20 protein-coding genes and 1 pseudogene are annotated in these 20,560 nt (G+C 56.0%); 14 read left to right on the top strand and 7 right to left on the bottom strand.

The window, feature by feature from the left end; genetic code table 11:
• Positions 1 to 56: 56 nt before the first annotated feature.
• Entirely contained in the window at positions 57 to 623 is a 567-nt protein-coding gene (pyrR, locus tag IPN69_14050) for a bifunctional pyr operon transcriptional regulator/uracil phosphoribosyltransferase PyrR (protein ID MBK8811833.1), read from the bottom strand.
• A 40-nt stretch (positions 624 to 663) separates the two neighbouring features.
• A complete protein-coding gene (lpxB, locus tag IPN69_14045; protein MBK8811832.1) occupies positions 664 to 1,830 on the bottom strand; it encodes a lipid-A-disaccharide synthase in 1,167 nt (388 codons plus the stop codon).
• A gap of 254 nt (positions 1,831 to 2,084) precedes the next feature.
• Between lpxB and IPN69_14040 the strand changes: the two genes are divergently transcribed.
• From IPN69_14040 to IPN69_14005, 8 genes are all read left to right on the top strand, one after another.
• Positions 2,085 to 4,646, top strand: a complete 2,562-nt coding sequence (locus IPN69_14040) for a PD40 domain-containing protein (GenBank protein ID MBK8811831.1) — start codon at positions 2,085 to 2,087, stop codon at positions 4,644 to 4,646.
• 218 nt (positions 4,647 to 4,864) lie between these two features.
• Positions 4,865 to 5,860, top strand: coding sequence for a branched-chain amino acid transaminase (locus IPN69_14035; GenBank protein ID MBK8811830.1), 996 nt, complete (start codon positions 4,865 to 4,867; stop codon positions 5,858 to 5,860).
• A gap of 122 nt (positions 5,861 to 5,982) precedes the next feature.
• Complete coding sequence (locus tag IPN69_14030) at positions 5,983 to 6,285, top strand: hypothetical protein (protein MBK8811829.1); 303 nt, start codon at positions 5,983 to 5,985, stop codon at positions 6,283 to 6,285.
• The gene (locus IPN69_14025; protein MBK8811828.1) at positions 6,282 to 6,599 is read left to right on the top strand and encodes a cupin domain-containing protein; all 318 of its coding nucleotides are present in this window, start codon (positions 6,282 to 6,284) and stop codon (positions 6,597 to 6,599) included. The genes IPN69_14030 and IPN69_14025 overlap by 4 nt, the downstream gene beginning before the upstream one ends.
• Before the next feature lie 14 nt (positions 6,600 to 6,613).
• On the top strand, positions 6,614 to 7,699 hold the full coding sequence (locus IPN69_14020) for a quinone-dependent dihydroorotate dehydrogenase (protein MBK8811827.1): 1,086 nt from the start codon (positions 6,614 to 6,616) through the stop codon (positions 7,697 to 7,699).
• A 123-nt stretch (positions 7,700 to 7,822) separates the two neighbouring features.
• Complete coding sequence (locus tag IPN69_14015; protein MBK8811826.1) at positions 7,823 to 8,329, top strand: DUF177 domain-containing protein; 507 nt, start codon at positions 7,823 to 7,825, stop codon at positions 8,327 to 8,329.
• A gap of 68 nt (positions 8,330 to 8,397) precedes the next feature.
• A complete protein-coding gene (gene rpmF / locus IPN69_14010) occupies positions 8,398 to 8,583 on the top strand; it encodes a 50S ribosomal protein L32 (protein MBK8811825.1) in 186 nt (61 codons plus the stop codon).
• A gap of 82 nt (positions 8,584 to 8,665) precedes the next feature.
• Positions 8,666 to 9,649, top strand: coding sequence for a ketoacyl-ACP synthase III (locus IPN69_14005; protein ID MBK8811824.1), 984 nt, complete (start codon positions 8,666 to 8,668; stop codon positions 9,647 to 9,649).
• Between the two features lie 72 nt (positions 9,650 to 9,721).
• Here IPN69_14005 and IPN69_14000 read toward each other — a convergent pair.
• Positions 9,722 to 10,009, bottom strand: a pseudogene (locus IPN69_14000) (pentapeptide repeat-containing protein).
• A 7-nt stretch (positions 10,010 to 10,016) separates the two neighbouring features.
• Between IPN69_14000 and fabD the strand changes: the two are divergent.
• The 5 genes from fabD to IPN69_13975 all read left to right on the top strand — a co-directional run bounded on the left by fabD (position 10,017) and on the right by IPN69_13975 (position 14,519).
• The gene (gene fabD, locus IPN69_13995) at positions 10,017 to 10,985 is read left to right on the top strand and encodes an ACP S-malonyltransferase (protein ID MBK8811823.1); all 969 of its coding nucleotides are present in this window, start codon (positions 10,017 to 10,019) and stop codon (positions 10,983 to 10,985) included.
• A 56-nt stretch (positions 10,986 to 11,041) separates the two neighbouring features.
• Positions 11,042 to 11,281 carry an acyl carrier protein gene (locus IPN69_13990; protein ID MBK8811822.1) on the top strand — a complete coding sequence of 80 codons (240 nt, stop codon included), beginning with the start codon at positions 11,042 to 11,044 and terminating at the stop codon, positions 11,279 to 11,281.
• 90 nt (positions 11,282 to 11,371) lie between these two features.
• Positions 11,372 to 12,613, top strand: coding sequence for a beta-ketoacyl-ACP synthase II (gene fabF / locus IPN69_13985; protein ID MBK8811821.1), 1,242 nt, complete (start codon positions 11,372 to 11,374; stop codon positions 12,611 to 12,613).
• Positions 12,614 to 12,749: 136 nt separating this feature from the next.
• On the top strand, positions 12,750 to 13,520 hold the full coding sequence (locus IPN69_13980) for an electron transfer flavoprotein subunit beta/FixA family protein (protein MBK8811820.1): 771 nt from the start codon (positions 12,750 to 12,752) through the stop codon (positions 13,518 to 13,520).
• Between the two features lie 30 nt (positions 13,521 to 13,550).
• Positions 13,551 to 14,519: an electron transfer flavoprotein subunit alpha/FixB family protein gene (locus tag IPN69_13975; GenBank protein MBK8811819.1), complete on the top strand. Its 969-nt coding sequence runs from the start codon at positions 13,551 to 13,553 to the stop codon at positions 14,517 to 14,519.
• 272 nt (positions 14,520 to 14,791) lie between these two features.
• Here the strand turns inward: IPN69_13975 and IPN69_13970 are convergent, their stop codons facing one another.
• The 3 genes from IPN69_13970 to IPN69_13960 form a co-directional block, all read right to left on the bottom strand.
• Positions 14,792 to 15,475, bottom strand: a complete 684-nt coding sequence (locus IPN69_13970; protein MBK8811818.1) for a superoxide dismutase — start codon at positions 15,473 to 15,475, stop codon at positions 14,792 to 14,794.
• 41 nt (positions 15,476 to 15,516) lie between these two features.
• The gene (locus tag IPN69_13965; GenBank protein MBK8811817.1) at positions 15,517 to 16,056 is read right to left on the bottom strand and encodes a hypothetical protein; all 540 of its coding nucleotides are present in this window, start codon (positions 16,054 to 16,056) and stop codon (positions 15,517 to 15,519) included.
• A 102-nt stretch (positions 16,057 to 16,158) separates the two neighbouring features.
• The gene (locus tag IPN69_13960; GenBank protein ID MBK8811816.1) at positions 16,159 to 17,511 is read right to left on the bottom strand and encodes an acetyl ornithine aminotransferase family protein; all 1,353 of its coding nucleotides are present in this window, start codon (positions 17,509 to 17,511) and stop codon (positions 16,159 to 16,161) included.
• Positions 17,512 to 17,780: 269 nt separating this feature from the next.
• Here IPN69_13960 and IPN69_13955 point away from each other — a divergent pair, with 269 nt between their 5' ends.
• Positions 17,781 to 19,826, top strand: coding sequence for a thioredoxin domain-containing protein (locus tag IPN69_13955; GenBank protein ID MBK8811815.1), 2,046 nt, complete (start codon positions 17,781 to 17,783; stop codon positions 19,824 to 19,826).
• Between the two features lie 240 nt (positions 19,827 to 20,066).
• Here IPN69_13955 and IPN69_13950 read toward each other — a convergent pair whose 3' ends face one another.
• Complete coding sequence (locus IPN69_13950; protein ID MBK8811814.1) at positions 20,067 to 20,366, bottom strand: hypothetical protein; 300 nt, start codon at positions 20,364 to 20,366, stop codon at positions 20,067 to 20,069.
• Positions 20,367 to 20,560 lie beyond the last annotated feature (194 nt).

The raw sequence follows: 20,560 nt of genomic DNA, 5'->3' as shown, positions 1-20,560 counted from the left end.
TCCCAATTCCCAAATAAAAAAAAGCAAGGCGTCTAAAATCCTTGCTTTCAAATAACTTACGCCGGTTTCTCGTAGATCCAAACGGATTCTTCATCGTCATACTCTTTGAGCATTACCTTGATGATCTCGGTCCGTTTTGTCGGCACCGTTTTACCGATGTAGTCGGCCTGAATCGGCAATTCGCGATGTTCCTTGCCGCGGTCGATAAGCACGGCAAGCTGGACGCGATTCGGTCGGCCGAAATCCATCAGCTGATCGAGGGCCGCGCGGATCGTTCGTCCGGTATAAAGAACGTCGTCCACGAGAATGATGTTCTTGCCTTCGATGTCGTGCGTCAGTTCGGTCCGGTTGACTATCGGATTCGCGCCGACGGTCGAAAGATCGTCGCGATACAACGTGATGTCGATGATCCCGAAGTGCGGCGTTTCGTTTTCAAGTTCGGCGATCTTCTCGACGATCCGCTGGGCCAACGGAACGCCGCGGCGACGAATTCCGACGATATAAAGATCACGCGCGCCGTGGTTGTCCTCGACGATCTCCGAAGCAAGCCGCGACAGGGCCCGCGTCATCCGTGAAGAATCCATGATCTTCGATTTTTCAATTAATCCGTATTGGTCTGCCATAGCGTTCAGCCGAAATCGTATCACCGCTAAGTTTCGACTTTCAAGTACCGTTCCGACTGTTTTCGTCCGCGCCCGAAAGAAAGAGCAAAATCGCCGATGCTGCGCGCGCCGACGCACCGCCGTGCCCGAGTTTTTCGGTCGCTTCGGCGAGGCGGCGCCGGAACGAGGCGTTGACCTCCGGATCGAGGAGCCGGAACAATTCCGTACCGAGGGAATCCGTTGTGAGATCGTCCTGTAAAAGCTCGGTCGCGATCCGTTCATCCGCGATGAGGTTGATCAATCCGAAGTGCTCGACCGAGATCATCGGCCGAAAGATCCGGTAATTGAGCGGCGAGGTCTTGTAAACGATCGCCAGCGGCGTGCCGATGACGGCGGTTTCAAGTGTCGCCGTTCCGCTCGTGACCGCCGCGGCGTCGGAGGCGTTGAGCGCGTCGAACGTCTCGCCGTGCGCGGTAACGATGCTGAGCGCATCGCGGACAACACCGCTTTTTGAAAAGGCCGCGGCGACTTCGGTCTCGCGCCTGAGATTGGCGAGCGCGATCACGAACTGAAGCGCCGGTTCACGGTCGGTCATATCTTCGGCCGTCTGGAGCATCAGCGGAAGGATCCGTGCGATCTCCTTGTGGCGGCTTCCCGGCAGAAGAGCGATGACGGGCCGCTTCGGATTGAGTCCGTATTTTGAGCAAAACTCTTCACGAGTCGATCTGGCCGCAACTTCGCTTATGGTCGGATTCCCGACATATTCGACCTTCGAAAACCCGTTTTTCAGATACCAGTCTTTTTCAAACGGAAGTATCGTCAGCAGCAGATCGACGTATTTTTTTATCGCACCGATCCGATATTGGCGCCACGCCCAGATCTGCGGCGATATATAGTAAATGACCTTGATGCCGCGGCGTTTGAGGGATCGCGCGAGTTTCAGGTTGAACTCCGGAAAATCGACCAGTATCACGGCGTCGGCGCGGCGACTGACGGCGGCATCGCGGAGTTTCCGAAACGCGCGCCAGAACATCGGCAGGACCTTCCCGATCTCGAGCAGTCCGACGACCGAAAGTTCGTCCGCGTTGACGATCTCTTCAACGCCTTCGGCCCGCAAATGATGGCTTGCCGCGCCGAAAAACTCGAAATCGATCCCGGTTTGCGCCCGCAGTTCACGGACGAGTTTCGCGGCGTGTGCATCGCCGGACGCTTCGCCCGCGACAATCATTATTTTTCGGCTTTTTGGTGCGTCCACGTTGGTCCGGATGGTTCCGGGTCGAATAAATCGTTGCTGCAGGTCAACCCGTTACGTCATTTATTGCATCAAAGGCTATGTTTTTCAAACGCGTCGGAACTTTAATCCGGTACTTGCTTGCAGAACCCAGGTTTTACCTTTAAAATGCAATGTTTTGCGATTGATGCGAGCGGAACGTTTGGGAGTCTTTATACGCCCTCGTAAAAATCTGATTTTCGGAGGACTTTGTGAAGTTTCACATTTTCGTAATTTTAGTCATTATTGCACTTTTTTCGGCGCCGGCCGAGGCACAGGTCGATTCTGTTATCGGACAGGTAACGAATTCGTTCAGTGACTCCTTTGCGGGTGGCATCAGCGGGGACGGCCGCCTTATTGTTTTTGAATCGAGCGGCGACATCGCCACTGAAAATCCTCGGAACTCCGACGGCAATCGCGAGATCTTCATCTTCGACTACGCTCAGCGACGCATTTTCCAGATCACCGACACCAAAAGTCTTTTGAACGATCCGACCAAGGCTCCGACGTTTGACAACATCAAGGTCGACATCGTGAATACGCGTCCTGTGATGAGCGTTGACGGGCGTTGGATCGCATTCGGTTCGAACGCGACGACTTCGACGCCGCTCGCGCCCAATTCGACAAATCCCGGTTCGTTTGACGGCAACTCGTTTACGACCGGAACCGGAACGAATCCGCTGACCGCGGACGGGAATACCGAGGTTTGGTTCTATGCCGTACCGGCGGTCGCCGCCGCGGACCTCTCTTCGGGAGTCGAGATTCCGTTGACGGATTTGACGGGCGGCGCTTTCACCCGCGTCACGAATTCGCTTCCGAGCCGGTTGCCGACACCGGGCAGTCCCTCGACGCAGTCGACGATCGCCGACGACAATCGTGACGTCAGCATCAACGATGACGGCACCTATATCGCGTTTACGTCAAGCCGCGATCTCGTCACCGGCGGGAACGCGCCGTCGGCCGACAACGACGAGATCTTCGTCTACGCCCGTTTGATCACGACCTTAAAGCAGATCACCCAAACTCCGCGCGGAACGATCGGAAACCCGATCTACAATGGCTTTTCATCGATATCGGGAAACGGCCTGCGGATCGCGTTTATGAGCAACGCCGTCAATCCGATCATCGGAATGACCGGCGGTTCGAACGCCGACAGCAACGAAGAGATCTACTTTGCGGACATCGATGCCAGCGGTTCGCCGACGGGCCAGAAGAAACAGGTAACGACAACGGCCCGCACGAATCCTGGTGACGTTGTCAATGTTTTCAGTTTTGGAAAACGCCTGAGCCGGGACGGCCGCTACCTCGCGTTCGATTCGTTCGCGGATCTCGCCAACGAGCACTCCGGAACGAATCAGGCCGGATTTGCGACGTTCATTTACGATTTCAATCCGCCGGTCACGATGCCTCCGAATCCGAACCCGCTGATCAAACGCATTTGCGCGCGAAGCGATGCGGACAGTGCGGCATCCGGCGGCGATGTGCAGCGTTATCCGTCGTTCACCGATTACGACCTCGGCGGCACTCCGCAGACGCTTGTAATGGAAACGCGAATGAACATCAAGGCCGATGGAACAATTCCGGCGACCCCGGCCGACGGTTTGAATAATATCGATGCCCGACCGCCGCAACTTTATTCGTATCCGTTGGCGGCGATCCCGGCAGCATCTATCTTTACGCGCGTCACCAAGTTCCCGCGACCGGAGTTTTTCCTCGGAACCACGGCACCGATAACGACGAACAGTCTGCAGCGGATGGCGTTCACCTTTTCGCAGACGGAGATCGGCACCGGTAATGACGATCTCGGCAACGAGGTTTATTATTTCTATCTGCCGACGGTGATTCGTCAGGGAGCCTCGACGCTTTCATTCGCGACGGGTGCCAGCCGCCAGCCGGTTTCGCCGACGGCCATACCGTCGCCGACTCCGACTCCGACGCCGTCGCCGACACCGACGCCGACCCCAACACCAACGCCGACGCCGACACCAACGCCGACCGGAACGCCGACGCCGACGCCGACTGCCACGCCGACTCCGACGCCGCAGAATCCGCCTGCAGTTCAGGGCGTTTCGCCCGGAATGCTCGCGATTCTCGATTATGATGCGGGAATCAGTCAACCGGTCGCCGCGCGGACGGCAACGGGTTCGATTCAACGGAGTTTCACGCTTCCGATCGAACTGAGCGGCGTGACGATGACGGTGAACGGCGTCGCCGCGGGCCTGAAGTTCGTGAGTCGTCGTCAGATAGAGTTTATCGTTCCGCCCGGACTCAGGGCGGCCGACGCGGGCGCGACGTATCCGGTTGTGATCAACAATAACGGAACGGTTATTCGTGGCAATATCGTCGTTGTCCCGGCAAGACCGGATCTGTTTACGGATCCCGACGTTCGCGGACCGGGCGGGCGTGTCAAGGCGTTGAACGTCGTCAACCGAGTTTACACGCGCGAACCGTTTACGGTCACGACTTTCAAGCTTCGCGGAAGCCGTCGTGTCGCGACGGTTCTACGAATTCATTTGACCGGGGTGAACAATATCGGATCGACCGCGATCGCCGGCACGGCTGTATCGGTCAGGATCGGCGACGTGACGGTCTCTGGGGCCACGGTCATCACCAATCCGGTGTTGGTTGAACCCGGCGTTTACACGATCGATGTCACTTTGCCGCAGACCTTGGCAGGTGCCGGGGACAGGCCGATCATCGTCTCGGTCTTCGTTAACGGGATCATTTACACCAGTCGGCTTGACTCGTCGGCAGCACGGATCTCGATTCTATAACGGAGTGTTCCAACAAGTCGGGCGGGTGAGGATCTCGGTATCTTCACCCGCTTTTCTGTTTCCGGAATCGCCGCGGGGCCAGGGTCGTAGGGATATGTATCTTGCCAATGATTCCGCCATATACTATCCTTAAGTCATAGGTTGAATCTGGTTTTTTCTAAGTTTCCACCGCGTTTATCACCGGCTTCAAATTCTTATCTTGAGGAGCATTCATAACTATGTCGTCAAAAGATGTCAACACTCTAAGAATCGCGTCGAAAGTTTGGCGCGACGGACAGATGATCGATTGGAACGACGCTCGCGTTCACGTAATGACGCACGCGATCCACTACGGTTCGAGCGTTTTTGAGGGCATCCGCGCCTACGAGACGGTCAACGGAACGGCGGTCTTTCGTCTCACCGAGCATATGCAGCGGCTCGTGAATTCGGCCAAGATCTATCGTATGGATCTTAAGTTTACCCGGCAGGATTTTTGTGACGCCGCGGTCGAACTTGTTCGTGACAGCGGACTCGAAGCCTGCTACCTGCGGCCGATCGTTTTTCGCGGATTGAACGAGGAGAAACCTGCGTTTGGCGTCAATCCGTTTCCGAATCCGGTGCAGTGTTACATCGCGGCCTGGGATTGGGGCAAGTATCTCGGAGAAGAAGCGCTCGAGGCTGGCGTCGACGTCTGTGTCTCAAGCTGGACACGGATAACGACCAACTCTCTGCCGGCGGTCGCGAAGGCCGGGGCGAATTATATGAATTCGCAGCTTATCAAGATGGAGGCGATCCTCGGCGGCTTCAGCGAAGGCATCGCGCTCGATGACCGCGGCTACGTTTCCGAGGGCTCGGGCGAGAATCTGTTCTTGGTCAACAACGGGATGCTTCTGACGCCGCCGCTCGGCGCGTCCATTCTTCCGGGAATCACTCGTGATTCCGTGATTCAGATCGCGAAGGAACTCGGAATTCCGGTCAAGCAGACGAACATCCAGCGCGCGGCCCTCTATCTGGCGGACGAGTTGTTCTTTACCGGGACCGCCGCCGAGATCACGCCGATCCGTGCGGTTGACCGAATTACCGTCGGTTCCGGCAAGCGCGGCGAGATCACCAAGAAACTTCAGGAACATTTCTTCCAGGTCATTCGGGGTGAGCGGCCGGCGCCGAACAACGCTCCGTGGCTCACCTATGTTTCCGAAGGCTCGGAAAAAAAAACGGCTAAGTCCGGAGAATGAGCTGTAAAATAGTTCTTCCAAATAAACCCGCAAATTGTTTATAATCCTAAAGGTTGCGTCAATCGCAGCCTTTAGTTTTTTCCACTCCAAGCTTCCAATCCGAAAGTAAAGACTCATTCCCGATGAAGAAAATAATGTTGCGCATCATCTTCGCCTCGGCGTTTGCGCTCACGCTCTGCCTCTCTGCAAACGCACAGAAGAAAGACTCGACCGCCGAAAAAGCGGTCAAACTCGTCGTCGTTGTCGTCGGACAATCGGCGAAGCTCACCGGGCGAACGATCAAAGTTGTCGCACCCGTCGCATTGCGTTTGACGGAGAAATCCGCCGTCGTTTCGGCCAAGGCCGCCGGATTCATCATCGAAAAGACCTTGCCCGTCGCGAAGAAATTGATTGTTACCTACTTGAAAGCTAAACTTCCTCTATGAAGTTTACGATCGAAGCGTTCCTCGCCGAACTTCCCAAACCCGCGAACGACAAATGGATCGACGGAGTTTGGGATATTGAGCCGTTCTCGAAAAATGGCGTCAAACTCGTCTTTTTCGCGCCGCGCGGCGTTGATCGGCAGACATTTCACGACGAGGACGAGTACTATTTCATTGCCCGCGGCACCGGAGAGATCGTCATCGACGGCGTTCGATTCCCGTTCGAAGCCGGCGACGCCCTGTTCGTGCCGGCGCGTGCGGAGCATCGGTTTGAGAATTTCAGCGAAGATTTCGCGACCTGGGCGGTTTTCTTTTAAGAGCGATGTCGAAGATTTTTGATAGGTTGATCCGTCCGTGTCTTTTTCGATTGGCGCCTGAAACGGCACACGAATTCGGTGTCGAAACCCTCCGCATCGGACTCGGATCGCGAATCTCGCAGAGAATCGCCTCGTCGGTTTATCGGAGTGAATTCTCCTTCGGGCCGATAACGCGGTTCGGACTTAGGTTCGACAATCCGCTCGGGATCGCGGCCGGATTCGACAAGAACGGATTGGTCGTCGATCAACTCGCCGCGCTCGGCTTCGGCTTTGTCGAAGTCGGCACGGTGACATTCCGTCCGCAGCCCGGCAACGCGAAGCCGCGGTTGTTCCGCCTTCCGGAGGACGAGGCACTGATCAACCGTTTCGGGTTCAACAATGATGGCGCGGCGCGTGTCGTTGAACGCCTGAAGCGCTCTCGCCGCAAATGCGTGATCGGCGTCAACATCGGGAAAAACAAAGACGTGCCTCTCGAATCCGCGCTCGAGAACTATCTCGAAAGTTTTCGCCTTGCATACGACGTCGCCGATTATGTCGCGATCAACGTTTCGAGCCCGAACACTCCGAATCTGCGGGAACTTCAGCGGGCCGACTCGCTCTTGGAACTCCTCGGCGAGATCCAGAATCTCAATCGCGCGATCAGCGAAACGAAAGGAATTGGCCTGAAACCCTTGCTCGTCAAGATCGCGCCGGACCTTGACCGCCCGGAGATCGAAAGCATTGCCGCGATCGCGCAAAGTCTGGAGCTTTCCGGGATCATCGCGACGAACACGACCGTTTCCCGTGAAGGTTTGAAGACGGTCATCGACGAGGCCGGAGGTTTGAGCGGGCGCCCGGTCCGGAGACGCTCGACCGAGGTCATTCGGACGATCTATGAGGCGACGGGCGGCGCGCTGCCGATCATCGGCGTCGGAGGTGTTTTCTGCGCGGCAGACGCGTTCGAGAAAATCGCCGCCGGCGCATCGCTCGTCCAGGCCTACACCGGATTCATCTATCGCGGGCCTTCGTTCGCGCGCGAGATCAACGACGGATTGTCGCGAATTCTCGTCGAACGAGGTTTTTCGACTTTTGACAATGCGGTTGGTTCAGGCGTTCGGTAGAATGGTTTGATGACCCGAAGCGATTGCGCCGCGAACCGCTTTGGTTTGACACATTCGATTCAGAAGCTATAATTATTCCTTTGCGTTTCGCGCCGTGATAATTGAAATTTCAATCTTTGCCAGATGATTATTGAAATCCGCGAATCGGGACGGCCCGAGATACCTTTTGAGTTTAGTTCGGCGCCCGACCTCGATGACGACGCCGCACGGATATCGGGGACCGTGAAAGTCGCCGGTACGCTTCGCCGGACGGGCGGCCGTGTTGAAGTCGAGGGACGCGTCGAAGGCGTCGTTGAATGTGATTGCGTCCGTTGTCTGAAACCGGTGAACGTTGAGCTCGACTTTCCGTTCCACGATGTATTTGTGACGGCCGAACTTTTTGAAAACAGAGCCGAGTCCGAGGTCGGCCAAGACGAACTCGACGTTTCCGTCTTTGACGGGCAACAGATCGATCTTGCCGACGTGGCGCGGGAACAGATTTTGCTGTTCCTTCCGGAACAGGTGTTTTGCAGCCGGGACTGCCTTGGGCTTTGTGCCAAATGCGGTGCGAATCTGAATACCGGCACTTGTGGTTGTTCGGTGAAAGAGATCGACCCGCGTTGGTCAGGACTGGAGAATATTAAATTTTAGATCGCCCTTTGGACTGACGGTCAACGACCGCAATGCAATCTGCGATCCCGAAGTAAAAGAGGAGAATTATGCCAAATCCGAAACGGAGACATTCCAAATCGCGTACACGCCAGCGCCGTGCGCACGACGCACTGAGCGTTCCGCAGTATTACATCGACAAGGACAGCGGGGAACCGAAGCGTCCGCATCGCGTGGACGCCGAAACCGGCACCTATAAAGGCCGGCAGATACTTGACGTCAAGGAATCCGAATAGCTAGTTTGTGATTTTCGATTTGCAGTTTGTGATTGGACGATAAACAATCCAAGAATCCAAAATCTAAAGTCAAAAATCCGAAATGGGACACAACGCAGGGATCATCGGGATGGGACACGCTTATCCGGAAGGCATTCTGACGAACGCCGACCTGGAAAAGATCGTCGAGACCAGCGATGATTGGATAACTACGCGCACGGGCATCAAACAACGCCACAAAGCGGCCGATAACGAGTACACTTCGCAGTTCGGCACGAGGGCGGCGGAGATGGCGCTCGAGCGTGCCGGTTTGAAGGCCGAAGACATCGATTTGATCGTTTGCGCGACGACGACGCCGGATCAGATAATGCCGTCGACGGGCGCGCTGATACAGGCGCAGATCGGCGCGGTCAATGCTGCCGGGATGGATCTTTTCGCGGCCTGCTCGGGATTTCTATATGGTTTGACGATGGTCGAATCGATGATTCGAACCGGTCAGATCCGCTATGCGTTGGTGATCGGCGCCGAGGTGCTGACCAAGTACGTCGATTACACGGATCGTTCGACGTGCGTCATTTTCGGCGATGGCGCGGGTGCGGCGGTGGTTGGCCCGGTCCCCGAAGGAAAAGGAATTCTCGCGACCAAGATCAGGTCCGACGGGCGATACGAAGAGCAGCTCTTTGCACCGGGCGGCGGAACGAAACTCGGGACGACGCACAAGACGATCGACGATCGGCTGCACTTTTTCAAGATGAAAGGCAACGAACTCTTCAAGGTTGCCGTGCGTTCGATGGCCGACATTTCCGCCGAGATGCTGGCCAAGGCCGGTTACACCGTTGATGATGTCGATCTCGTGATCCCGCATCAAGCGAATCAGCGTATTACCGACGCGGTCGCGTCACGTCTCGGGGTTCCGGAAGAAAAGCTTTATTCGAACATTGCGTTTCACGGCAACACCTCGTCGGCGTCGATCCCGATCGCGCTTGACGAGTGCATCCAGTCCGGGCGCGTCAAAGAGGGAAGTTTGGTCCTTCTGACAGCCTTCGGCGGCGGCGTCACCTGGGGCGGAACGGTGATTCGATTTTAGATTTTGGATTCTTCGAATTTGGATTTTAGATTTTGGATTTTGGATTCTTCGAATTTGGATTTTAGGTTTTAGATTTTGGAATTCGGAGTTTTGGAACCTGGAATCTTGGAATCTGGAATCTTGGAATTCTGAGTTTTGGAATCTGGAATTTTGGAATTCGGAGTTTTGGAACCTGGAATCTTGGAATTCGGAGTTTTGGAACCTGGAATCTTGGAATCTGGAATTCTGGAATCTTGGAATCTGGAATTCTGGAATCTGGAATTCTGGGACCTGGAATCTTGGAATTCTGAGTTTTGGAATCTGGAATCTTGGAATTCTGAGTTTGGAATCTGGAATTCTGGAGTCTCGAAAGACTGAAATAGACTAAATGAGTGCAGAATCGAGTTTGAAATCGCCGGTTCCCAAGGTCGCATTCCTTTTCCCGGGACAGGGGTCACAGTCGGTCGGGATGGGCAAGGACCTGTTTGACAACTTTCCGGCTGCGAGATCCGTATTTGAAGAAGCCGATGATGCGCTCGGTTTTTCGCTTTCTACAATGTGCTTTGCCGGGTCGGACGAGGATCTGACCTTGACTGCGAACACGCAACCCGCGATCCTGACGACCTCGGTCGCCGCCTTCCGGGCGATGGAAAGCGAAGGATTTCAAGCGCCGGCGTTTGTCGCCGGACATAGCCTCGGCGAGTACTCCGCGTTGGTCGCGGCCGGAGCCTTGAGTTTTGCGGATGCGGTCGTCGCCGTCAGAAAGCGCGGAACTTATATGCAGGAAGCGGTTCCGGTCGGAGTCGGAGCGATGGCGGCGATTCTCGGACTTCCGCTCGAAACGATCGAGATCGCTTGCGCCGAAGCCGCAATGGGCGAAGTTTGCTCGCCGGCGAACATCAATTCACCGGCGCAGATCGTGATTGCCGGGAATTCCGATGCGGTCGATCGTGCGATCGAACTCTTGAAGGAACGCGGCGCGAAACGCGCGATCAAACTAAACGTTTCGGCGCCTTTCCATTGCGACTTGATGCTCCCGGCGCAGGAGCGCCTGGCAGTTGACCTTGAGTCGATCGAGTTTTTCGATCTCAAATTTCCGATCGTCGAGAACGTATCGGCCGAACAGAATTCAAGCGGCCAACGCGCGCGCGCCGCGCTGATCGAACAGGTTTCGTCGCCGGTCCGCTGGGCGCAGTCGGTCGAAGCCTTGCTCGCCGCCGACGTCCGGACGTTTGTCGAGATCGGCGCCGGAAAGGTCTTGTCCGGACTCGTGCGCCAGATAAACCGCGAGGCCGTTTGCTCGAATGTCGAAACGGCCGAGAGTTTGAAAAAGTGTTTTGAGGCTTTGGAAGGTTAGATTTCGTTTTCACGCGACCTGACCGAAGGGTTTACTTATTAAAATCAGGAGAAATTATGTCAGAAATTCAGGATAAGATTAAACAGATCATTGTGGACGAACTTGGTGTAGATGAAGCGGAAGTTACTGAAAACGCTCGCTTTATTGAGGATCTCGGCGCCGATTCGCTGGACCTGGTTGAACTCGTGATGCGTTTCGAAGAGGAATTCGATATCGAAATTCCGGATGAAGACGCCGAGAAGATCCAGGCCGTCCGCGATGCGTACGCCTACGTTGAACAGCACAAACAGGCCTAACCTTTCGCAAATCGTTGATGGTCAATTGATCATCGCCGCTGACGGCGTTCGACACAATTGACCATCGACAACTTGCCGTTATCCAAGATTATGAAACGTCGTGTAGTAGTCACGGGACTCGGACTTGTAACCGCCTGCGGCAACAGCGTCGGTGCGACCTGGTCGGCATTGATGGAAGGCAAGAGCGGCGCGGATTACATCAAGAAGTTCGATACCGAAAAATTCGATGTCAAATTCGCCTGTGAGGTCAAGGACTTCAATGCGGAAGACTATCTCGAAAAAAAGGAAGCGCGCCGAATGGGCGCTTTCACGCATTTCGCGATCGCGGCGTCGGATGAGGCCGTAAAAGACAGCGGACTGGTGATCGACGACTCGAATTCCGAGATGGTCGGAACTTACATCAGTTCGGGCATCGGCGATTTTTGGGCGATCGAGCGCGAGCATGAAAAACTCCTGAACTCCGGTCCGGGAAGGGTCTCGCCGTTTTTTATCGTCTCTGCCATCGTCAATCTCGCTTCGGGCAACGTTTCGATCAGGCACGGCGCTAAGGGACCGAATTCGGCGACGGCAACGGCCTGTTCGGCAGGCGCGCACGCGATCGGCGACAGTTTTCGGATCATCGAGCGCGGCGATGCCGACGCGATGATCTGCGGCGGCGCTGAAAGTGCGATCACGCCGATGTCGGTCGCCGGCTTCGATTCGATGCGGGCCCTTTCGCGGCGCAATGACGAACCGCACCGCGCATCGCGGCCGTTCGACGCCGAACGTGACGGGTTCGTGATCGGAGAGGGAGCCGGAATGGTGATCCTTGAGGAACTCGAGCACGCCAAGGCGCGCGGCGCGAAGATCTATGCCGAGATCGTCGGCTACGGAATGAGCGGCGACGCCTTTCACGTGACGATGCCGGACGAGACTGGGTCAGGCGCGATCCGCGTGATGACGCGCGCGATCAAGGACGCAGGCATTGCGCCGGAACAGATCGGATACATCAACGCGCACGGCACTTCGACCCCTTATAACGATAAGTTCGAAACGCTCGCGATCAAAAAGGTGTTTGGCGACCACGCTTACAAGCTCGCGGTCAGTTCGACGAAGTCGATGACGGGCCACGCGCTCGGCGCGGCCGGCGGAATCGAGGCCGTGATCTCGGTCCTTGCGCTGGAGAACAACATCTTGCCGCCGACGATCAATTACGAGAATCCCGACCCCGACTGCGACCTGGATTACGTTCCGAATGTGATCCGCGAAGCGAGCGTCGATTACGTTCTGTCGAACAGTTTCGGGTTCGGCGGGACGAACGCGTGTTTGGTCTTTAAGCGCTACGAAGAATAAATGAACTGGGCGTTTCGCTGCGGTGAGCAGGCGAGGCGCCTTTTTTCTTATGAATGAACGGTCATTCATTTTGCTGTTTGCCGCTCGGCGTTTTAGAATTAGAACTATTGAATCTCTTTTCAAAAGGTAACAATTTATGAAAATCGTTGTATTGATGAAACAGGTCGCGAACAAGGACGCGGTGCTGCGTATCGCGGGCGATGAAAAATGGATCGATGAAGGCGACATCTCCCTTCAAACGAACGAATCGGACGGATACGCGCTCGAAGAGGCGCTTCGGATGAAAGAAGCCAAGGGCGGCGGCGAGGTGATCGTCTGCTCGCTCGGCGGCCAAACGGCGAAAACGGTCATCAAAGACGCGCTTGCACGTGGTGCCGACCGCGCGATCCATATCGTCGCCGACGGATCGAACAAACTCTCGCCCTATCAGATCGCGAGCGTCATTGCCGATGCGATCCGCGAAGAGGGCGCGGATCTGATCTACACGGGACTTCAGTCAGACGATGCGAGCTATGGCCAGACGGGCGTCATCCTTGCTGAACTTCTGGGCGTTCCGCACGCGACGCTTGTGATCGAAGTTGATCGCGAAAATCCGGCGCTGCGCGTCAAGCGTGAACTCGAAAGCGGCTGGTACCAGTGGTTTACCTATCAGACGCCGGCGCTCTTGTCGATCCAATCGGGGATTTCGCAGATCCGCTACGCGAGCCTCAAGGGAATTATGGCCGCGAAATCAAAACCGGTTAAGGAAGTCGCGGCGTCCGTGGCTGATTCCGGCTCGACGCAGGCCATCAAACGCGTCTATCTGCCTCTTAAAACCAAACAAACTCAGATTCTCGGCAACGGCGACGCCAAAGCCGGGGCGGTCGAATTGGTCGAAAAATTGAAAACGGAGGTTCGCGTTTTTTGATAATCCGATTATCAATCAGCCAACAAACTTATGATTCTCGTATTTATTGAACACAAAGACTGCGTTCTCAACAAGACTTCGCTCGAGGCGATCGCCGCGGCGCAGAGCATCGGCAAGGATCTCGGAATGAAGGTGTCGGCGGTGATCCCGTGCGGCGGCGAATGCTCGCTCGCGGCCGAGATCGCGTCATACGGCCTTGAAAAGGTGATTGTCGCCAAAAACGAAAAACTCGGCACGTATACGCCCGATGGCTATGCGGACGCGTGGGAAGCTGTCATCAAAGCCGAAAATCCCGCCTACGTCGTGATGTCGCACACCTATCAGGTCCGCGACTTCGCGCCGAAGGTGGCGGCGCGTTTCGGGACGGAGTTGGTCGGTGACGTCATCCGCTATACGAACGACGGCGGAAGCCTCACGTTTACACGCCGGATCTTCCTCGGCAAACTCGATGCCGACGTGACCATCGGCGGCAGCGGCCCGTTCTTCGTGACGTTCCAGTCGGGCGCATTTCGCGGTGAGAACGCCGAAAAGGGAAGCGCCGCGGTCGTGAATCTGGACGTCGAAATCGGCGAGATCCGAATGACGCCGGAAGCGCCGTTCCAGGAAGCGAAAGCATCGGTCGACCTGACGAAATCGGAGGTCATCGTGGCTGTCGGACGCGGCATCAAATCGGCGGAGAACATCGCCGTCGCCCAAAGCCTCGCGGACGTTCTCGGCGCCGATCTCGCGGCTTCGAGACCGATCTGCGACAGCGAATGGCTGCCGATCGACCGGCAGATCGGCTCGTCGGGCCAGACGGTCGCTCCGAAACTCTACATCGCCCTCGGGATTTCCGGCGCGATCCAGCACATCGTCGGGATGAAGAATGCGGGAACGATCGTCGCGATCAACAAGGACGCCGAAGCCCCGATCTTTGACATCGCCGACTACGGCATCGTCGGCGACCTTTTCGAAGCCGTCCCGGTCCTGATCGAAGAGATCAAAAAGGCGAAAGGGTAAGGACCTTTTCGCCGCGAATGCAGAAACGCGCACGAAGTAAGCGTGCCCCTACTTCGCCACGAATAGCACAAATCTCACGAATGCAGTGCGGAAACGCGCACGGAGTGAGCGTGTCCGGCCGCAGAGCGGTCGAGTCGTGATGATTCGACGCGCTCGGGATGACGACGGTGATGTATGATGACGGATCGCTCGCGCTGCGAGCGGGCACGCTTACTTCGTGCGCGTTTCTGCATTGGCACGCCTACTTCGTGCGCGTTTCTGCATTGGCACGCTTACTTCGTGCGCGTTTCTGCATTCGCTGCGGCGAATTCCCAGTTGAGGAGTTTGTCGATGACCGCGTCGACGTATGCGGCCCGGCGGTTTTGATAGTCGAGATAATAGGCGTGCTCCCAGACGTCGATCGTCAGGAGCGGTTTGAGTCCCTGCGTCATCGGCACGTCGGCGTCGCCGGTCTTGATCACCGACAGTTTTCCTTTTTTGTCGGCGACGAGCCATCCCCAGCCGGTTCCGAATTGCGAAACGGTCGTGTCGGCGAATGCCTTGCGAAACTTGTCCCAGTCGCCGAACGATTCGTTGATCTTGTCGAGCATCTTCCCGGACGGCTTGCCGCCGCCGTTCGGACGCATCGATCGCCAATAAAAATCGTGGTTCCAGATCTGCGCCGCGTTGTTGAATATCGCGGCATTCTTCTTCTTCGCCGACTGCATCACGACCTGTTCGAGGGTCAGCGATTCGAACTCGGTGCCCTTCGCCAGCCGGTTCAGGTTATCGACGTAACCCTTGTGATGCTTCCCGAAATGAAACCCGATCGTGTTCGCCGAAATGACCGGCGCCAGCGCATCGTCCTTGTACGGAAGCGATGCCAGTTCAAAACCCGCGGCCTTGCCGATGATCGACGGAAAACCCGCTACGATCGTCGTCCCGATCCCGATTGCTAGAAAATCCCTTCTGTTCATAACATTAATTTAGCATTCGGGGACGAAGCTCTCAAATCAGGTCACTTTTTGTTGGCCGGCGGCTCGTCGCTCTCGATCCGGACGAAATAGAGATCGGTCTGCTTTGTTTTCTCGTCCTCGGAGGCGACGATCACAAGGCCCGCCTGGCGGCCGTTCATCTTTTTCTGAAAGACGCAGAAAACCCCAGGAACCCCTTTGTCCTTCCCGCTGATGCACGTCGATTCCTTGCCCGTTTCCCAGTTTCCGAATCCGGACATCTTTTCGTTCGTGTAGAAGGCTTGCACATCGTCCGGCGTTTTGCCGGTCGTGAACGCCATCCAGTCGATGTCGCCCGTCTGCTGCGGCTCACCTTCCTTGTTGAGCCGTCCGAGATTACCGAGGATCGTCCGAAGGATCAGTTTGGTCGCGACGGGCATCTCAAGTTCCGACGCGTTCATTCCCTCCATCTTCGGAACGTCGCTCCATAGCTCGTTAACACGCTTCATATCCTGGGTGCCTGCGATGCGGTCGACGACCGTGCTGCAGGCTATGACGCACAACGACAATGCGATCACAGCCAGTATTCCGGTTCTCGTATTCATACGGTTTCTCCGTGTGATTAATATCAGAAAACCGGTCATCAGACAAACAAATACCCGCGGGAATGCGATTCGCCGCGGGTATTCGGATCGGGTTCGGGATCCTCAGATCGAAGCGACGATCGCGGCTTCGAAGATCTCGAGCGCGACGTCCGCGTTTTCCTTCGTCAGGATCAGCGGCGGCGACCAGCGGATGGTGCTCGCGCCGCAGCCGAGGATGATCAGACCGCGTTCGAAACAGGCGACTTCTATTCGGTCGCGAAGCTCTGCGTCCGGTTTGAGACTCGTTCGATCGGTGACGAACTCGACACCGAGCATCAGTCCCATACCGCGGACGTCGCCGATGCAATCGAACTTGTCCTTCAAACGGTTCAGGCCCGCTTTCAGATGATCGCCGACGACCGCCGTGTTCTCAACCAGTCCGCCTTCGAGCAGCTCAATCGTTTTGAGCGCCGAGGCGATGCACACCGGATTTCCGCCGAACGTCGAGGCGTGCGCCCCCTTGTGCCAGTCCATCACATCCGCGCGCGCGACGCACGCGCCGATCGGGAGTCCGGAAGCGATCCCCTTCGCGAGGCACAGGATATCGGCCTTGACGCCGTGATGATCGAGCGCGAACATCTTGCCGGTCCGTCCCATTCCGGACTGGACCTCGTCCACGATCAGCATTATCCCGTTCTCGTCGCAGATCCTGCGGATCTCTTTGACGAACGATGTCGGCGCCGGAACGTAGCCGCCTTCGCCCTGCACGACCTCGAGAATTATCCCGGCGACTTCTTCCGGAGGCGTCGTCGTCTTGAACAGACGGTTTTCGATCCAGTTGATGACGTCGCGCGTGATCTTTTCCTCTTCGCACGGCATATCGTCGGCAAAATGCCTGAATTTGTTCGGATAGGGCACGTGGACGACGTCAAGCGCCTGGCGCATAAATCCGAGCCGTTGCGCTTTCTTTGAAGATGTCAGCGAGAGCGCACCGAGCGTTCGTCCGTGGAACGACCCGAAGAACGATATGAACTTCTGACGGCGCGTGTGATACATCGCGAGCTTGAGCGCGGTTTCGATCGCCTCCGCTCCCGAATTCGCGAAGTGCGTCTTCGTCGGCCCGTCGATCGGGCAGATCTCGTCGAGTTTCTTGCCGAGTTCCGGCATATGGCGATAAAAATAATCGGTTCCGCAAAGATGGATCAGACGCTTGGTCTGTTCGGTGATCGCCTCGACGATCTCCGGATGGCAGTGGCCCGTCGAACAGACGGCCACGCCGGCGTTGCCGTCAAGGAATACGTTTCCGTCCGGATCTTCGATCCAAACGCCGTAAGCCCTTTCGGCGACGAGTTTGTAGTCGGGGCGCGGATAGCTCGGCGTAACGTATTTGGCGTCCGCCTCGATGATCTCGCGTGATTTCGGTCCGGGAAGTTCGGTCTTGATGATCGGTCTCTGCAGTTCTGTTGTCGGTGTCATTAAATTTCTCCTAAAAATTCTCTGAATTACTAAAAAGAGGCTGATGAGTTTCAGCGTGGGAATTGCGCTTCTGAGACAGAGAATTAGTCGCCCGCGAAAAGGCTCGGGCGTTTGATGGTCGGTCGAAGTTTTGCAATGGAGCGTTGCGTCATTCGTCGGTAATATATCAAAAAAACACGAGAGACCCAAATTGACGCCTCGCCGGGCGCGGAACGGTCGAGTCAGGTCCCCTTTGCGCTTGTCGGGCCACGCGTGAAACAATAGCCGATATGCAGGGAAGGAAAAAACATACGAACAAGCTGATCAACGAAACATCGCCGTATTTGCTGCAGCATGCGCATAATCCGGTCGATTGGTATCCGTGGGGCGAAGAGGCGTTTGAGAGGGCGCGCAATGAAGACAAGCCGGTGCTCGTGAGCATCGGGTATTCGGCGTGCCATTGGTGCCACGTGATGGAACGCGAGTCGTTCGAGGACGAAGAGACGGCGGCGTTGATGAACGAACATTTCGTGAACATCAAGGTCGATATGGAGGAGCGTCCGGACGTCGACAAGATCTATATGAGTTACGTTCAGATGACGACCGGTTCCGGCGGTTGGCCGATGAACGTTTTTCTGTCACCCGACAAGCGTCCTTTTTTCGGAGGAACGTATTTCCCGCCCGAAAATCGGTACAATATGCCGAGTTTCAAGCGTGTGCTCGCGAGCATCGCGGATGTCTGGGTGACGAAACGCGACGAACTCCTTTTCTCTGCGAACGAAGTGATCGGCGAGATGCGCCGGATGTCGATCGCCGAAATGCCCGGTGAGGGGCTCTCGACGGCACAGCTCGAAAATGCGTTTCAGCATTTTGTGCGGTATTTCGATGCCAAGAACGGCGGATTCGGCGGGGCTCCGAAGTTCCCGCCGGCGATGAGCCTGGAGTTTCTGCTTCGTTTTTACAAACGCACCGGAAATGAGAACGCGCTCGAGATCGTTCGACATACTTGTCTGAAAATGGCTCACGGCGGGATTTACGACCAGCTTGGCGGCGGCTTTCATCGCTACGCGGTCGATTCGATCTGGCTCGTTCCGCATTTTGAGAAAATGCTTTACGACAACGCGCAGCTCGCGCTTGTTTACCTTCATCTTTTTCAGGCGACGAAGGATGAATTCTACAAGCGAATCGCGGTCGAAACGCTCGATTACGTAACGCGCGAGATGAACGGCGGCGGCGGCGGGTTCTATTCGACGCAGGACGCCGACAGCGAAGGCGTCGAAGGGAAGTTCTTTGTCTGGACGCCGAGCGAGATCGAAGCGATTCTCGGCAAGGACGACGCCCGCCTTTTCTGTTTCTATTACGATGTCTCAGAGGAAGGGAACTTTGAAGAGAAGAACATCCTCAACGTCCGACACACGCTCGCGGAAACCGCGGAAGCGCTCGATGTTTCAGCCGACCGCCTGACCGAAGCGCTCGAAACGGGCCGGGAGGCGTTGTTCCGTGAGCGTGAGAAGCGCATCAAACCGTTTCGCGACGAGAAGATCATAACCGCCTGGAACGGTCTGATGCTGTCGGCATTCGCCGAGGCGGCGGCGATTCTGGGACGTGCCGATTATCTGGAGACGGCGCGCCGCAACGCGGATTTCCTGATGCGCGAATTGGTTTTGGATGGACGGGTTTTGCGGACCTGGAAAGACTCGCGTGCGAAACTTGGCGCCTATCTTGAAGACTATGCGAATCTCGGGTGCGGCTTGCTCGACCTGTTTCAGGTTTGCGGCGATATGAAATACTTCGTTGAGGCGAGGCGTCTGGCGGATGTTTTGATAACTTCGTTCTGGGACGAAGCAGATGGCGGGTTCTTTTTCACTGCCAATGATCACGAGGAACTGATCGTGCGGACAAAGGACTATTTCGATAACGCGACTCCGGCAGGAAACTCGGCGGCGGCGGATCTGCTACTCAAAATCGCGGCGATCAGCGGCGACGAACGCTACGAGCGCTTCGCCGTCACCGTGCTTCGATTGGTTTCGTCGCAGATCAAGCGATATCCCTCCGGTTTCGGCCGCGCGTGGTCGGCACTCGAATTTCACCTGGGGCAGAGGAAAGAGATCGTGCTCGTTGGAGAATCGGAGGAATTGCGTTCGGTTGTTTGGAACGAATTTCTGCCGACGAAGGTCGTCATACCAGTTGGCGGCGATGCGAGTTCGGAGACGATTCCCTTGCTCGATGGGAAATCGATGATCGACGGGAAGCCGGCCGCGTATGTCTGCGTCAATTTTGCCTGCCGGCGTCCGGTGACGAATGCGGCGGATCTTGCCGGCGAACTGACTGCATAGTGCATAGTGGATAGTGCATAGTGGATAGTGCATAGTGCATATTGCATAGTGCAGAGAGAAAGTTCAAGCCTACTGTGCATATCTCCGCTCCGCACTATGCACTCCGCACTCCGCACTATGCACTCCGCACTATGCACTCCGCACTATGCACTCCGCACTATGCACTTTGCACTGTGCACTCTGACAAAGCAAAGAGGCGGCCGTTTCCGGCCGCCTCTTGGTTTGTTCGATTGTCACAAACTACTGTTTCGCCGCGTTTGCAGCTTTGTTAACCGCGTCTTTCGCCGCGTTGGTCACGGTGTTGGTCGCTTGCTTCGCGGCATTGGAGGCCGAATTGGTCATATTGCCGGCGGAGTTCGTGGCTTCCTTCGCCATATTGGTCGCGCTGTTTGTCGCTTCCTTGGCCATATTGGTTGCCGAGTTCGTCATATTGCCGGCGCTGTTAGCCGCTTTGTTGGCCATATTGCCAGCCGAATCGCCGCACGCGAACGACATCATACCGAGAGTCAAAACTGCCGAAAGACCTAAAATCTTCTTCATAAATTTCCTGTTCTCCTGTTCTGAAAAGTAATAAAACCTAAAGTTAAAGACCGCAAATCCCTATTGATCGGAATAAAAGCAATATAGTTGTTTGGCAGCCGTTAGTCAATAGCCCGAGTTGTTCAAACAGCGAAACAAAAGAAAAACACGCTGCCCGAAGGCAGCGTGTTCACGTTCTTCAACGTTCAAGAAAA

It is taken from the genome of Acidobacteriota bacterium, assembly GCA_016715115.1.
In the GTDB taxonomy this organism is placed as follows: Bacteria; Acidobacteriota; Blastocatellia; order Pyrinomonadales; family Pyrinomonadaceae; genus JAFDVJ01.
This window is presented reverse-complemented; position numbering and strand designations above follow the sequence as displayed.